The organism is Microbacterium sp. NPDC056569 (assembly GCF_042793475.1).
Lineage (GTDB): Bacteria > Actinomycetota > Actinomycetes > Actinomycetales > Microbacteriaceae > Microbacterium.
Map to the genome: position 1 here is coordinate 19,907 of NZ_JBHTUV010000003.1, position 13,945 is coordinate 33,851.

Genomic DNA, 13,945 nt, shown 5'->3' on the forward strand with positions numbered 1-13,945 from the left:
TGCGAAGACGAAGTGGGGGCGGGAATGGGATGCTGCGGCAAATGGTTGTAGCTACACGTGAATGAGATCGCGCACTCCGACCGCCTCGCCGCCGACACCTCGATGGGCGCCGTGACGCTCCTCGTCGGCGACCTCGACGGCATGACCGCGTTCTACCGCGACGTCATCACCCTCCAGGTGCTGGCGGCCGAGGGCGACGAGGTCGTGCTCGGCCGGGCGGGGCGGCCGATCGTCGTGCTGAAGCACGAGCCCGCACTGCGCCACGCGAGCCCCGGCGCCGCAGGTCTGTTCCACACCGCGATCCTGTTCGAGACGCAGGAAGCCCTTGCGGCGGCCCTGTACAGCGTCGCTCAGCGCGCGCCCCACACGTTCACCGGGTCGGCGGATCACCTCGTGAGCCAGGCCTTCTACCTCACCGATCCCGAGGGCAACGGGGTCGAGCTCTACTGGGACAGGGCTCGGACCGAGTGGTCGTGGACCCATGGCAGCGTCGAGATGGCGACCCTGTACCTCGACCCCAACACCTTCCTGCGGGAGCATCTGACCGAGCGGGCCGCGAGCGGCGGGACCGGGCGGGACGCAGCATCCGTCGGTCATGTGCACCTGTCCGTCGGCGACGTCGCGAGCGCCCGCGCCTTCTACGTGGACGCGCTCGGGTTCGACCAGACCGCGCAGCTCGGCAACCAGGCGCTGTTCGTCAGCGCCGGCGGCTACCACCACCACATGGCGATGAACGTGTGGAACTCGCGCGGCGCGGGACCGCGGATGCCGGCGCTCGGCCTCGGCCGCGTCGACCTCGCGCTGCCCGACGCCGATTCCTTGGGCGAACTCGCGGAGCGCCTGCGCCATCACGGCCTCGAGGTGCGCGACAACGGCCGCACGGTGGCGTTCGACGACCCGTGGCGCAACCTGCTGCACGCCACGGTTCCCGGCCGCGGCTGACGCGCGCCGGGTCGTCCCCGGCCCTGCTCACCTGTCGCAATGTGCCACCGCAGGCAGCACGTCGTGACAGGCGAGCAACCAGCGCTCGGACCCACGATGCTCAGCTGTCACGAGGTGTCGACACGACCAGCACCTCGCGACAGGTGAGCTTCACGAGCGATGGATCTGAACCGACGTCAGACGGAGTCGCGGACGACGAGCTCCGTCTCGAGGATCGTGACGTGACGCGGATGCCGCCCCGCGAGGAGGTCGAGCAGCACCGTGGCCATGCGCTCCCCCTGTGCGAACGACGGCTGGCGCATCGTCGTCAGCTGCGGGCTGACGGAGGTGGCCACCGGCGAGTCGTCGAAGCCGATGATGGCGACGTCCTCGGGGACCCGCAGCCCCTCGGCCGTGAGAACGGTCAGCACGCCGCGCGCCATGAGATCGCTGGCGACGAAGACGGCGTCGGGCCTGGCGCCGGTGGCGAGCACGCGGCGCATCGCGTCGGCGCCGCCGTCGGCGGTGAAGTTGCCGTCCTCGACCGCGATCTCGTCGAGGTCCCACGCGGCGAGCGCGTCGCGATACCCCTGCAGGCGGTCGACGCCGGCCGGCATGTCGCGCGGCCCGGTGATGGTCGCGATGCGGCGGCGGCCGCTCTCGATCAGGTAGACGGTGGCGTCGTAGGCCCCACGGACGTTGTCGACGTCGACGTAGTAGTCGCGGTCGCGTTCGCGCACGGGCCGGCCTCCGTAGACGACGGGGACGACGCTCGCGATGCGGTCGATGAACGTGTCGCTGGTGTGATGCGACACGACGATGGCGCCGTCGACCGCACCGCTGCGCACGTAGCTCGTCGTCTTGTCGCCCGGGTCGTCGCTCGCGATGAAGAGGTTGAGCACGTAGTCCGAGCGGCTGAGGCGCGAGTTGATGCCCGACACGATGGCCGCGAAGAAGGGGTCGCCGAAGAACCGGGTGGTGTCCTCGGGCACGATGAGCGCGATCGCGTGCGTCTTCTGGCTCGCCAGCGACCGGGCCGCGCGGTTGGGGACGTAATTGAGCTCGCTGATCGCGCGCGTCACCGATTCCAGCGCCTCGGGGCTGACGGCGGTGGAGCCGTTCACGACGCGCGACACCGTCGAGCGCGAGACCCCCGCCGCGGCGGCGACCTCCTCGATCGTCACGGCGTGCGCGCTGCCGGCTCCCCGCTGGGTGTGCCGCATGGCGTCGGTGCTCATTCCTGTCCCCTCCTTCCCGGATGCTACTGCGCCGCGCATGCCTCGCGCCGCAGTGCTACGGCGCGACGGTCGCCGCCCGCGCAGACTCCAGGTCGATCGCCCGGGCGCCGATGATGCGGCTGTACTCGAGCGCGCTGTCCTTGGGAGTGCGCTCCTGGGTGTCGTAGTCGACGCGCACGATGCCGAACCGCTTCTCGTAGCCCCACGCCCACTCGAAGTTGTCGAGGAGCGACCAGTAGAAGTAGCCGCGCACGTCGACGCCGGCCTCGGCCGCATCGAGGATCGCCCCGAGGTGCCCGCGCAGGAACTCGACGCGGTCGGCGTCGTGCACACGCTTCGCGTCGCCCTCGACGACGAGCTCGTCGTCGTAGGCGGCGCCGTTCTCAGTGACATACAGCACCGTGCCGGCCGGCTCCGCGTACTCGTCCCACACGCGCTCGAGCAGCGTGGTGAGCCCTTCGGGCTGCACCTCCCACTGCATCGGCGTGCGCGGCAGCCCGCGCTCGTGCCAGTGGATCCCCTCGTGCGAGGGGTACGGCGAGCGGCCCGGGCGGTCGGTCGGGGCGTCGCCGCCGATCGGCGGGTTCACCGGCTCGTGACCGCCGACGTACTCGCCGTGGTAGTAGTTCACACCGAGCGTGTCGATGGGTGTCGCGATCGTCTCGAGGTCACCCGGGCGCACCGCGGACTCCCACGCGGCGACGGCCGCAGCATCCACCTTCCGGATGTCCTCCACGATGTCGGCCGGGTACTGCGCGCGAAAGATCGGGTCGAGGAACCAGCGGTTGAACTGTCCGTCGATGCGGCGCGCCGCGTCGACGTCTGCCGGGTCGTTCTCGTCGACCGGCTCGGCGACCGTGAGGTTCAGCGTGATGCCGAGCTTGAGCGACCCGTCGCGGGCACGCAGCTCGCGCACGGCCTGGCCGTGGCCGAGCAGCAGGTGGTGAGCGGCGAGCACGCCCTCCTCGACGCTGTAGTGCCCCGGCGCGTGCAGGCCCGCGGTGTAGCTGAGGAACGACGAGCACCACGGCTCGTTGAGCGTCGTCCAGACGTTCACCCGGTCGCCGAGGGCGTCGTGCATCGTCAGCGCGTACTCGGTGAAGAGGTCCGCGGTGTCGCGGTTCGCCCAGCCGCCCTTCTCCTGGAGCGCCTGCGGAAGATCCCAGTGGTACAGCGTCAGCCAGGGCAGGATGTCGGCCCCGAGCAGCTCGTCGACCAGTCGCTTGTAGAAGTCGACGCCCTTCAGGTTGACCGCCCCGCCGTCGGGCCGCACCCGCGACCACGACGTCGAGAAGCGGTACGTCTGCAGACCCAGCTCCTTCATGAGCGCCACGTCATCGCCGTAGCGGTGGTAGTGGTCGCACGCCACGTCGCCGTTGTCGGCGTTGATGACGGCGCCGGGCACGCGGCAGAAGGCGTCCCAGATCGAGTCGCGGCGGCCGTCCTCGTGGGCGGCGCCCTCGATCTGGAAGGCGGCGGTCGCGGCGCCGAACAGGAAGTCCTGGGGGAAGTCGCGCGGGATCGCAGTCGTCATGAGGTCAATGATCCTCTCGGGGAACGTCGGTGTCAGGATGCCGAAGGCGTGGGTGGAGGGAGGGCCTAGCCCTTGACCGCGCCGGCCATGATGCCGCTCACCAGCTGCCTGCCCGTGAAGGCGAAGACGATGAGGAGCGGGATCGTGGCGAGGAGCACGCCGGCGAGCACGATCGAGTAGTCGACGAAGTAGTTCGACTGGAGCAGCGAGAGCGCCACGGGAAGCGTCGGGCTCTGCCGGTCGAGCACGATGAAGGGCCAGAAGAACTGGTTCCACGCCCCGACGAAGGTGAAGAGGAACAGCATGGCGGCCGCGGGACGCGCGGCGGGGACGCCGACGGTCCAGAACGTGCGGAGCATGTTGGCCCCGTCCACGCGCGCCGCCTCGATCAGCTCGTCCGGCACGGTCTGCGACAGGTACTGCGTCATCCAGAACACGCCGAACGCGCTCGTGAGCGCGGGGATGATGATCGCGCCGATCTGCCCGGTCCAGCCGAGGTCGGAGAACAGCAGATAGAGGGGCACGACGCCGAGCTGCATCGGCACCGCCATGGTCGCGACCACGAAGGCCAGCAGCCACTTGCCGCCCGGGAAGCGGAGCTTCGCGAAGGCCCAGCCGGCGAGGGTCGAGAAGATGACGACGGATGCGGCGATCACCGTGGAGCTGAAGATGGAGTTCCACAGCGCCAGCCAGAAGTTGACCGCCGGGTCGTTGATGACCTTGAGGGCGTTGTCGATGAAGTTGCCGCCGGGCAGCCACGACATGCTCGGGTCGTTGATGGTCGAGGCGTCGCCCGAGCCGATCAGGAACGACCAGTAGTAGGGGAAGATCGCCGAGACCACGACGACCCCGAGACCGACGTACACCCAGAACCCGGCGCGCACACCGCGGATCTTCGTGGTCCGCCGGCTGCGGCGCGCGTTGGGGAGGTTCTCCTCCACGACGGCGAGAGGCGGGGTGCTGATGGCGCTCACTGCTGGGCTCCCTTCCGGCCGCGGCGGCGGCGCTGGATGACTCCTCGGCCGCCCTCGTCGCGCACGAGGCGACGGGTGATGGCGAGGTTGATGAGGCCGATCGCCAGGATGATGATGAAGAGGATCCACGCCAGCGCCGCTGCCCGGCCGAAGTTGAACTCGCCCCAGCCGATGTTGTAGAGGTACAGCGTGATCGTCAGCCACTGGTTGGCGGCGCCGCCGCGACCGAAGGTGTCGAACATGCGCGGCTCGTCGAAGATCTGCAGGCCGCCGATCGTCGACGTGATGATGACGAAGATGAGGGTCGGCTTGAGCGACGGGAGCGTGATGCTCCAGAACTGGCGGAACGCGCCCGCGCCGTCGACGGTCGCCGCCTCGTAGTACTCGCGGGGCACGGCCTGCATCGCGGCGAGGAGGATCAGCGCGTTGTAGCCGGTCCAGCGGAAGTTGACCATCGTCGCGATCGCGATGTGGCTCCAGAACGGATCCTTGTGCCACATGATCGGCTCGAGGCCGATGCTGGTGAGGATGTTGTTCACGAGACCGTGGTTGTCACCGAACATGTTGCTGAAGATCAGCGCGACGGCAACGGGGGCCATGACGTACGGGAGCAGGACGCTCATGCGCCAGAACGTCTTGGACCGGATGTTCTTGTCGAGCATCGCCGCGATGAACATCGCGAGGATGAGCTGCGGCACGGACGAGAGCAGGAAGATGCTGAAGGTGTTGCGGAGGGCCGTCCAGAACTCGGCCTGCGACAGGATCCAGACGTACTGGTCGAAGCCGACGAAGGTGCCGGAGTTGCGGACCAGGTCCCACTCCTGGAACGAGATCACCGCCGTGTAGACGATCGGGAAGAGTCCGACGATCGCGAACAGGATGAAGAACGGCGAGATGTAGAGGTAGGGCGAGACCTTCAGGTCCCAGCGGCTCAGCTTGTGGGAGAAGGAGAGGACGCGCGGCTGGCGTTCCGGATCGGGCCGATCGGCCGGCCCGGGTGCCGTGGTGCGGGTGGCGGTCGTGGTCACCGGTGGCTCCGATTCGGGTGTCGAGGATGGGCATCGAGGCGGAGCGCGTGCGGGCCGGGGGGACCCGCACGCACTCCGCTTCTGCTGTCAGACCAGGTCCGCGAGAGCGGACGCGGTCGTCAGTGTCGGCCTATCAGAAGGCCTCGACCTCGGCGACGTACGTGTCCCACGACGTCTGCTGGTCCTCGACGCCGTCGAAGACTCGCGTGATGGCGTCCTGGAGCGCGGTGTTGTACTTGAAGTAGTCCGCGCTCTTGTACGGGGTGACGGTGATCGCCTCGGAGCGGTCCGCGAAGATCGTGCCCGTGGGCGCGTCGGCGAAGTACTCGTTGGTCGCGTCGGTGATCGACGGAGCGCTCTGCGCGTCGAGCGCGCTCGGGTAGGCGCCGACGTTCACGAACGTCTTCTCCTGCTGCTCCGGAGCCGTCAGCCAGTCGGCGAGGGCGAGGGCCGCCTCGACGTTCTTGCCGTTGGCCGGAACGGTCAGGTACGAGCCGCCCCAGTTGCCGCCGCCGTTCGGGAACGCGTTCGCGATCTCCCAGCCGGTGACCTCGGGCGCGTTGCCCGAGATGATGCCGAGCATCCACGGCGGGCACAGCATCGCGGCGAACTCACCGTTGGCCATCGACGCGTTCCAGTCGTCCGACCACTGGCCCGAGTAGGCCGAGTTCGGGATGCCGCGCTCGACCACGAGGTTGTACGCAGCCTCGAGGTCGGGGTTGTCGGTCGCGACGACCGTGCCGTCGGGCTCGTCGTAGGGGAACTCGATCTGGTTGACGATGCCCTGGAACGCGGAGTTCGCCGAGTCGAGCATCGGCTTGCCGGTCGCGGTCTTGTACTGGTCGGCCAGGTCGAAGAACGTGTCCCAGTCGCCGTCGATCGCCGAGGCGACGTCGTCGGGCGTCGAGGGCAGGCCGGCGGCGGCGAACAGGTCGGCGCGGTAGCAGACGGCCTGCGGGCCGATGTCGGTGCCGAAGCCGACGAGGCGGCCGTCGGCGTCGGTCGCCGCGGCTTCCTTCCACTCGACCCAGCGGCCCTTGGCGCTGTCGGGCACCTCGGCGAGCAGGTCGGAGTACTGCATGGCCTCGGCGAACCAGTCGACCTCGACCGCCTCGATGTCGGCGAGGCCTTCCTTGCCGAGCTTCGCGAAGTAGTTCGTGCGGGCGTCGTCGGTGATGGCGGCCTTGTTGTGGACGATCTTGATGTTCGGGTTCTCGTCCATGTACTCCTGGAGGAGCTCGTCGTCGTACCCGAAGTCGTTGAACGTGGCCAGGGTCAGCGTGATCTCGCCGTCTTCGCTGCCGGCGTCGTCGTTGCCGCCGCCGGCGCAGCCGGCGAGGACGATGGCCGAAGCCGAGAATGCGGCGATTGCCACAGCGCTTCTGCGGAAGGCGCGTGCGTTCACTGTCACTCCTTTGTGTTGTCAGGGTCGTGTGTGTTGCAGGACCGGCCCGGAGGGAACCGTGCCGTGGTGGTCGTGGGAGCGTTCCCATCGATCGAGACGCAACGCTATGGGATCGCTCCCACGAAGTCAAGGGAGCGCTCCCATGGATTGATCACGGTTGTGTCACGGGGGTTCGAGCGACCCGGAGAAACGCCGTGTGCACGGGCCCGTAGACTGGAGGGGACCCCTGCCCGCGACATCCGGCGTCTCGACTCGTCGCTTCGCTCGTCGCTCAACGACCGATAGCTGCGGCCTGCGGCCGCCAGGAGGATCTACATGCCCACCATCGTCGTCGACGTCATGCCCAAGGCCGAGCTTCTGGACCCGCAGGGGAAGGCCGTCTCCGGCGCATTCGCCCGCCTCGGCGTCTCCGACTTCAGCGGCGTCCGCATCGGCAAGCGATTCGAGCTCACCGTCGACGGCGAGGTCACCGACGAGGTGCTGGCCGAGGCCCGGCGCATCGCCGACGAGATCCTGTCGAACTCCGTGATCGAAGACGTCGTCGGCATCGAGGTCGTGGAATGACCGCCCGCATCGGGGTCATCACGTTCCCGGGCTCGCTCGACGACCGCGACGCGCAGCGCGCGATCGAGATCGCCGGCGGTGAGGCCGTCGCCCTGTGGCACGGGTCGCACGACCTCGACGGCGTCGACGCGCTGGTCCTGCCCGGTGGCTTCAGCTACGGCGACTACCTGCGCGCCGGAGCCATCGCGGCACTCGCGCCGATCATGGCGGAGGTGAAGGATGCCGCGGCCAAGGGCACGCCGATCCTCGGCATCTGCAACGGCTTCCAGATGCTCGTCGAGGCTCATCTGCTGCCGGGCGGCCTGATCCGCAACGCGCACCAGCAGTTCATCCGCCGCGACCAGAAGCTGCGGGTCGAGAACAACGACACCGCGTGGACGAGCGATTTCGCGACGGGCCAGGAGATCGTGATCCCGCTCAAGAACGCGGACGGCGGCTACATCGCGTCGGAGTCGGAGCTCGACCGCCTCGAGGGCGAGGGCCTCGTCGCCTTCCGCTACCTCGGTGTGAACCCGAACGGGTCGCTGCGCGACATCGCCGGGATCACCAACGAGCGCGGCAACGTGGTGGGCCTCATGCCCCACCCCGAGCACGCCGTCGAGCCCGGGTTCGGCCCCGACACCGCCGCCGCGATGCGGTCCGGCGTCGACGGCCTGTCGTTCTTCACGTCGGCCGTCGCGGCCGTGGTGGGCGCCGCGGCCTGAGCCGTTTCGCCTCACTTCGCCCGCTCGACGGCCGGGGGAAGGCCTACACCGTGCCGGCCGGCGGCCACACGCCGATGATGAGCGCCATCACGACGATCGTCACGAGCTCGTGCGCGATGTTGAGGACCGTCAGCGACGACGGCCGCCCCTCGAAGGCGTCGTGCGTGATGAAGCGGGCCGCCGTGAAGCCCGCCCACAGGATCACGCCGGTGAGCAGCGCCGACCACAGGTAGCTGCCGCCGTAGAAGTGCCAGGCGATCGACGAGGCGCCCGCGAGCACCCACGCGGTCACGAAGCTGACGATCACGGTGACCACGATCGGCACGACGGCGGTGGCGCCGGGCCGGTCCATGTCGACCTTCGCGAGCTTCGCCCACCGCGTGCCGAACACCTTCGGCGTGTACCAGATCGAGCCGACGACCATGCTCGACGCCGTCGCGATCAGGACCGCCCAGTAGTTGATCTCGGGAACCACGTCCGCCTCCTCCTGGGCGCCGCCACGGGCCGCGGCCGCCGCTGGACGCGAGCGTAGCGCCGCCCGGCGACACCGGTGCCGCACCGCGCCGGTAGCGTGGAGGGTGTGAGCAGAGGCATCCGGAATCTCGTCGTCAGCGTCCCCACCGAGCAGCTCGCCGCGGATCTCGGCGCCCTGCCCGACGGTGTCGAGCTGGTGGTGTGGCCGATGGATGCTGCGGCCCCCCGCGACCGCTTCGACATCGTGGTGCCGCCGTACATGTCGATGGCGCGTGTGCTCGAGCGTCTCGAGGGCGTGGAGGTCGGCCTCGTGCAGGGCCAGTCGATCGGCTACGACGGCGTCGCCGACATCCTGCCGGAGGGCCTGGTGTTCGCGAACGCGGCGTCGGTGCACGAGACCTCGACCGCCGAGCTCGCGGTGGGCCTCGCCATCGCGGCGCAGCGGCACATCGACGCGTTCGCCGTCGACACCGCCGCCGGCCGCTGGGCGCCCGTGTTCGCGCAGAGCCTCGCCGACCGCCGCGTGATGCTGCTCGGCTACGGCGGCGTGGGCAAGGCCGTCGCGGCGCGGCTCGAGCCGTTCGAGGTCGATCTGACCCCGGTCGCGTCGCGCGCCCGCGACGAGGACGGCGTCGCGGTGCACGGCATCGACGAGCTGCCGGACCTGCTCCCCCACGCCGAGATCGTGATCCTCACCCTTCCCGGCGGCGAGGCCACGCAGGGCCTCGTCGACGACGCGTTCCTGTCGGCACTGCCCGACGGCGCGCTCATCGTGAACGTCGGCCGCGGCACACTCGTCGACACCGACGCGCTCGTCGACCACGTGCGCCGCGGACGCATCCGCGCCGCGCTCGACGTCACCGACCCCGAGCCGCTCCCCGAGGGCCACGCGCTGTGGGGCCTTCCCGGCGTGCTCATCTCGCCGCACGTCGGCGGCGCGTCGAGTGCGATGCGGCCGCGAGTCGCGAAGCTCGTGCGAACGCAGATCGAGCGCCTCGCCGCCGGCGAGCCCCCGCTCAACATCGTGCTCGGCGGCTGACCCGCGCCGGCTGCGGCGACCCGTCGGCAACGGCTCCGCGCCGGCGACTGCAGCAGTCGCGTGAGCGGACTCAGTCGCCCGCGTCCCCCGGTCTCACGAGGCCGGTCTCGTAGGCCGCGACGACCGCCTGCACGCGGTCGCGCACGCCGAGCTTCGCCAGCAGCCGTGTGACGTGGGCCTTGACCGTCGCCTCGCTGAGGTAGAGCTCCTGCCCGATCTCGAGGTTCGAGCGCCCGCGCGCGATGCTCAGCCAGATCTCCTGCTCGCGGGGCGTCAGGTCGGCGGGCGGCCGCGCGTCGGGCGGCGGAGCGCCGAGGTAGCGCTCGATGAGGCGACGCGTGACGCCCGGTGCGAGCAGCGCCTCACCGGCTGCGACCGTGCGCACGGCGTCGACGAGCCGCTCGGGCGGCGCATCCTTCAGCAGGAAGCCCGACGCCCCCGCAGCCAGCGCGCGGTAGACGTACTCGTCGAGGTCGAAGGTCGTGAGCACGAGCACACGCGGCGCGCCGGGCTCGGCCGCGATCACGCCGGTCGCCTCGATGCCGTCCATGCCGGGCATCCGGATGTCCATCAGCACGATGTCGGGCGCGAGCGCGCGCACTGCGGCGACGGCTTCCTGCCCGTTCGCCGCCTCGCCGACGACGTCGAGGTCGGCCGCCTCGAGAAGGCCCCTGATGCCGGATCGCACGAGCGCGTGGTCGTCCGCGACGAGCACGCGAATCGCGGCCGGCCCGGTTTCGCCGACGCTCACGACGACTCCCCCACCGGGATCGTCGCCCGCACGAGCCAGCCTCCCTGCGGCGTCGGCCCGGACTCGAGCGCGCCGCCGTAGAGACGCGCGCGCTCGCGCATGCCCGGGATCCCGCGACCGCTTCCCCGCGCCGCGACCGGAGCGGCCGTCCGCGCGGGGCCGTTCTCCACCCGCACCTCGAGCTCGCGCCCCGAGGAGCCCACCGACACCGCGACGTCAGCGCGCGGGGCGTGCTTGCGCACGTTCGTCAGCGACTCCTGCACGATGCGGTAGACGGCGAGCGCCGGACCGTCGGCGAGGCCGGCGGTCGCAGCATCCACCGCCACGGTGCAGCGATGACCGGCCGCCTCCGTCTCGGCGATGAGGTCTGGGAGGGCGGACAGACCGGGCTGCGGGGCGTACGAGGCCTCGTCCTCGCGGAGCACCTCGAGCAGGTGCCGCATCTCGTCGAGCGCGCCCTGCGCGGTCTTCCGGGTGAGCTGCAGGTGTGTGCGCGCACGGACAGGATCGCGCTCGACGAACTGCTCGGCGGCCGCGGCCTGCAGCGCCACGATCGACAGCGAGTGGGCGACGATGTCGTGCAGTTCGCGGGCGATGCGACGGCGCTCGGATGCTGCGGCCTCGGCGGCGCGCTGCTCCGAGCTGTCGCGGGTGCTCTGCAGCGACAGCGCGCGATGGCGCACGATGCGTCCGGCGGCCCACGTCGAACCGACGAAGAAGACCAGGAACAGGGTGCCGGCCGTCTCGATGCCCACGGCCCCGAAGTAGCCGAGGAGGTGCGCGGTCAGCATTGCGGCGATCGGCACCAGCCCCAGCAGAGCCGCGAGCGGCCACGGCCGGATCCGCTCGGCGACGGTGAACGTCGCCACCAGCAGGCTCGGGAAGGGGTTGAACGTGGCGTCGGGTCCGGCCAGCGCCGCGTGCAGCACGAGGGCACCGGCGACGACCAGCATCACCGTCGCGGGGAGCCGGCGGCGCACAGCGAGCGGCAGCGAGATCGCGAACGCGAAGCCCAGCTGCGCGAGCGGGTGGGCCGAGGGCACCAGGAGCGCCTCGAGCACCGCCCAGACGGCGATCGCCCCGGCGATGGCGAGATCCAGCGGGGAGGTCCAGGCGCGCCACCCCGCCGCGACGCCCGCGGCGCGCGTCGCCGAGGGAGAGGGCACCGGCGCAGGCGCGGGCTGGATGATCACGCTCCGATGCTAGGGGCGCACGCAGCCGCAGCCGTAGCGACGAAGGTCGACATCCGCGCCGACGAGAGTCGAGCCGGCGACGACCGCGCGTCGCCAGGGGATCGCGCCGGACGGCGTGCGCACGGGCGACCTGCGGGCGATGCCGGCCCGTGGGCGCCGTCAATAGCTTCGTCTCGTCGCACCGGAACCCCGGGCTGCGCAACGACTCGACAGAAAGGCCGGCCATGGCTGCCGTCACCACACCCGTCCCCGCGACCTCCTCGGTCGCTCCGAACACCTATCCCCGCGACGGCCGCCTCATCGGCCGGGTGAGCAGCCGTCTCGCGGGCGCCGCCGCGCTGACCGCCGGCATCCTGTCGATCGCCGTCGGCACGCTGCAGTTCCTGTTCCCGCAGGACGAGGACCCCGCGATCGACCCGCGCACGCGGCTCATCCTCGTGATGTTCACGCTGAGCCTGTGGGCGTTCGCCGTGCTCTTCCTGGGCCTCGCCCGGTACGCGCGCTCGAGCTGGGGCGCGTTCGTCGCCGCGACCGGCACGGTGCTCCTGACGCTCGGAACAGTCACGAGCGCGGCGAACGGGATCGACCTGGAGTTCTTCCCGATCGTCGCGATGGCCGCCAACGCACTGTGGCTCATCGGTGTGGTCGGCCTCACCGTCTCGCTCGTGCGCGCACAGCAGATGAGCCTGTGGCTCGTGCTGCCTCTGCCGCTCGTGCAGGTGTTCCTGCTGTTCTTCTCGCAGATGGGCGGCGGCGTGCCCGCGGGCCTGTTCGTGTCGGCACTCGGCGTCGTCCTGCTCGCGGGTGGGGCGCAGTCCCGCGCCCGCCGTCGCGCGGGCCGCTGAACGTAGCGCGAGTGGGTGGGGCGGAGGGCCGGGGCGGACGCCTCGGCCTTCCGCCGCGCCCCGCGCGGACCGCGACCCCCTTCTCTTCTCCGCCGCTCTGCGGTAGACCGGAAGGACGGACAGTGGTGCGCGATGAACGATTCCCCGAGTGATGCCCCGAGTGCAGACCCGCCGGCGAAGGTGGAGCGGCTTCCCGCTTCGGCGTGCTGGGAGTACCTGCAGACAGCCGAGCTCGGCCGGCTCGCGGTCGACAACGCCGACGGCGCCCCCGACATCTTCCCGGTCAACTACGTCGCCCACGAGGGCGCCCTGTACATCCGCACGGCCCGCGACGCGAAGCTGCTCCATATCGCTCAGCACCCGATGGTGGCGTTCGAGGTCGACGGCGCGACGGACGACGACCACTACTGGAGCGTCGTGATCCGCGGCCGTGCCGAACGGGTCACCCACGACGACGAGATCCGCGACAGCGGGATCCGCCGGCTCGTCTCGTGGAGCCCGACCGCAAAGTTCTTCGTGATCAAGGTCTTGGCGAACACCGTGACGGGCCGGCGCTTCCCCCAGCATGCGGGCCGCAAGGACCCCCTGATGGCGTTCGAGGGCGACGCGACGCTCCCGGCGACGCCCGAGCCGCCGCGGCAGCCCCGCGCCGAGCGCCCGGCGCCCATCCCGCATTTCACGCCGCGCACCGGCGCCAACCCCGTCGTGCCCGAGGGGGGACCGGATCGCTGATGCCGCGACGTCAGGCGGTGAAGACCGTGTGAACGTCGCCGACGACCTCGCGGCCGCCGAGCGCGGTCAGCTCCATCAGCACCGCGGTGCCCACCACCGCACCGCCCAGCGTCTCGACGAGCTCGTGCGCCGCGACGAGCGTGCCGCCGGTGGCGAGCACGTCGTCGACCAGCAGCACGCGGGTGCCCCGGGCGATGTCGTCGTGCGCCTCGATCGTGGCGGTGCCGTACTCGAGCGAGTAGGTGACGGATGCTGCGGGCACAGGCAGCTTGCCCGCCTTGCGGATCGGCACCAGACCCACGCCGGCCTCCATCGCGACGGCGCCGGCCAGCAGGAACCCGCGCGCCTCGACCCCGGCGACGACGTCGAACGACCCCTCGAACGGGGCGATCATCGCGTGGATGACGGTGCGGAGGGCCGAGGCATCCGCCAGCAGAGGCGTGATGTCGCGGAACAGCACGCCCGGTTCGGGGTAGTCGGGGATCGTGCGGATGAGGGATTCGGCGCGCGTGAGGGCTTCGGAGAGCACCCGCCAACCCTACG

Annotated in this window: 15 protein-coding genes; 6 read left to right on the forward strand and 9 right to left on the reverse strand. The window is 70.7% G+C overall.

Annotation, left to right across the window (positions count from 1 at the left end):
* Positions 1 to 102: 102 nt before the first annotated feature.
* Positions 103 to 942, forward strand: coding sequence for a VOC family protein (locus tag ACFQ7C_RS04400; RefSeq protein ID WP_378898592.1), 840 nt, complete (start codon positions 103 to 105; stop codon positions 940 to 942).
* A 176-nt stretch (positions 943 to 1,118) separates the two neighbouring features.
* Here ACFQ7C_RS04400 and ACFQ7C_RS04405 read toward each other — a convergent pair whose 3' ends face one another.
* The 5 genes from ACFQ7C_RS04405 to ACFQ7C_RS04425 all read right to left on the reverse strand — a co-directional run bounded on the left by ACFQ7C_RS04405 (position 1,119) and on the right by ACFQ7C_RS04425 (position 7,070).
* On the reverse strand, positions 1,119 to 2,159 hold the full coding sequence (locus tag ACFQ7C_RS04405; protein WP_378898305.1) for a LacI family DNA-binding transcriptional regulator: 1,041 nt from the start codon (positions 2,157 to 2,159) through the stop codon (positions 1,119 to 1,121).
* A gap of 55 nt (positions 2,160 to 2,214) precedes the next feature.
* A complete protein-coding gene (locus tag ACFQ7C_RS04410) occupies positions 2,215 to 3,693 on the reverse strand; it encodes a glycoside hydrolase family 1 protein (RefSeq protein WP_378898306.1) in 1,479 nt (492 codons plus the stop codon).
* A gap of 65 nt (positions 3,694 to 3,758) precedes the next feature.
* Positions 3,759 to 4,667: a carbohydrate ABC transporter permease gene (locus ACFQ7C_RS04415; RefSeq protein ID WP_378898307.1), complete on the reverse strand. Its 909-nt coding sequence runs from the start codon at positions 4,665 to 4,667 to the stop codon at positions 3,759 to 3,761.
* Positions 4,664 to 5,695: a carbohydrate ABC transporter permease gene (locus tag ACFQ7C_RS04420; RefSeq protein ID WP_378898308.1), complete on the reverse strand. Its 1,032-nt coding sequence runs from the start codon at positions 5,693 to 5,695 to the stop codon at positions 4,664 to 4,666. The genes ACFQ7C_RS04415 and ACFQ7C_RS04420 overlap by 4 nt, the downstream gene beginning before the upstream one ends.
* A gap of 133 nt (positions 5,696 to 5,828) precedes the next feature.
* Positions 5,829 to 7,070: an ABC transporter substrate-binding protein gene (locus ACFQ7C_RS04425; protein WP_378898309.1), complete on the reverse strand. Its 1,242-nt coding sequence runs from the start codon at positions 7,068 to 7,070 to the stop codon at positions 5,829 to 5,831.
* Positions 7,071 to 7,415: 345 nt separating this feature from the next.
* Between ACFQ7C_RS04425 and purS the strand changes: the two genes are divergently transcribed.
* Complete coding sequence (gene purS, locus ACFQ7C_RS04430) at positions 7,416 to 7,664, forward strand: phosphoribosylformylglycinamidine synthase subunit PurS (protein WP_378898310.1); 249 nt, start codon at positions 7,416 to 7,418, stop codon at positions 7,662 to 7,664.
* Positions 7,661 to 8,368: a phosphoribosylformylglycinamidine synthase subunit PurQ gene (gene purQ / locus ACFQ7C_RS04435; RefSeq protein WP_378898311.1), complete on the forward strand. Its 708-nt coding sequence runs from the start codon at positions 7,661 to 7,663 to the stop codon at positions 8,366 to 8,368. The genes purS and purQ overlap by 4 nt, the downstream gene beginning before the upstream one ends.
* Positions 8,369 to 8,411: 43 nt before the next feature.
* Here purQ and ACFQ7C_RS04440 read toward each other — a convergent pair whose 3' ends face one another.
* The gene (locus tag ACFQ7C_RS04440) at positions 8,412 to 8,843 is read right to left on the reverse strand and encodes a DUF1761 domain-containing protein (RefSeq protein WP_378898312.1); all 432 of its coding nucleotides are present in this window, start codon (positions 8,841 to 8,843) and stop codon (positions 8,412 to 8,414) included.
* A 105-nt stretch (positions 8,844 to 8,948) separates the two neighbouring features.
* Here ACFQ7C_RS04440 and ACFQ7C_RS04445 point away from each other — a divergent pair, with 105 nt between their 5' ends.
* A complete protein-coding gene (locus ACFQ7C_RS04445) occupies positions 8,949 to 9,881 on the forward strand; it encodes a 2-hydroxyacid dehydrogenase (RefSeq protein WP_378898313.1) in 933 nt (310 codons plus the stop codon).
* Between the two features lie 70 nt (positions 9,882 to 9,951).
* Here ACFQ7C_RS04445 and ACFQ7C_RS04450 read toward each other — a convergent pair whose 3' ends face one another.
* Positions 9,952 to 10,632 carry a response regulator gene (locus tag ACFQ7C_RS04450; protein ID WP_378898314.1) on the reverse strand — a complete coding sequence of 227 codons (681 nt, stop codon included), beginning with the start codon at positions 10,630 to 10,632 and terminating at the stop codon, positions 9,952 to 9,954.
* A complete protein-coding gene (locus ACFQ7C_RS04455) occupies positions 10,629 to 11,825 on the reverse strand; it encodes a sensor histidine kinase (protein WP_378898315.1) in 1,197 nt (398 codons plus the stop codon). The genes ACFQ7C_RS04450 and ACFQ7C_RS04455 overlap by 4 nt, the downstream gene beginning before the upstream one ends.
* Before the next feature lie 224 nt (positions 11,826 to 12,049).
* Here ACFQ7C_RS04455 and ACFQ7C_RS04460 point away from each other — a divergent pair, with 224 nt between their 5' ends.
* Together ACFQ7C_RS04460 and ACFQ7C_RS04465 are read left to right on the forward strand one after the other, a co-directional pair.
* Positions 12,050 to 12,670 carry a hypothetical protein gene (locus tag ACFQ7C_RS04460; protein WP_378898316.1) on the forward strand — a complete coding sequence of 207 codons (621 nt, stop codon included), beginning with the start codon at positions 12,050 to 12,052 and terminating at the stop codon, positions 12,668 to 12,670.
* Positions 12,671 to 12,802: 132 nt separating this feature from the next.
* Positions 12,803 to 13,402, forward strand: coding sequence for a pyridoxamine 5'-phosphate oxidase family protein (locus tag ACFQ7C_RS04465; protein WP_378898317.1), 600 nt, complete (start codon positions 12,803 to 12,805; stop codon positions 13,400 to 13,402).
* Positions 13,403 to 13,412: 10 nt separating this feature from the next.
* Here ACFQ7C_RS04465 and ACFQ7C_RS04470 read toward each other — a convergent pair whose 3' ends face one another.
* Positions 13,413 to 13,931, reverse strand: a complete 519-nt coding sequence (locus ACFQ7C_RS04470) for an adenine phosphoribosyltransferase (RefSeq protein WP_378898318.1) — start codon at positions 13,929 to 13,931, stop codon at positions 13,413 to 13,415.
* Positions 13,932 to 13,945: the final 14 nt, after the last annotated feature.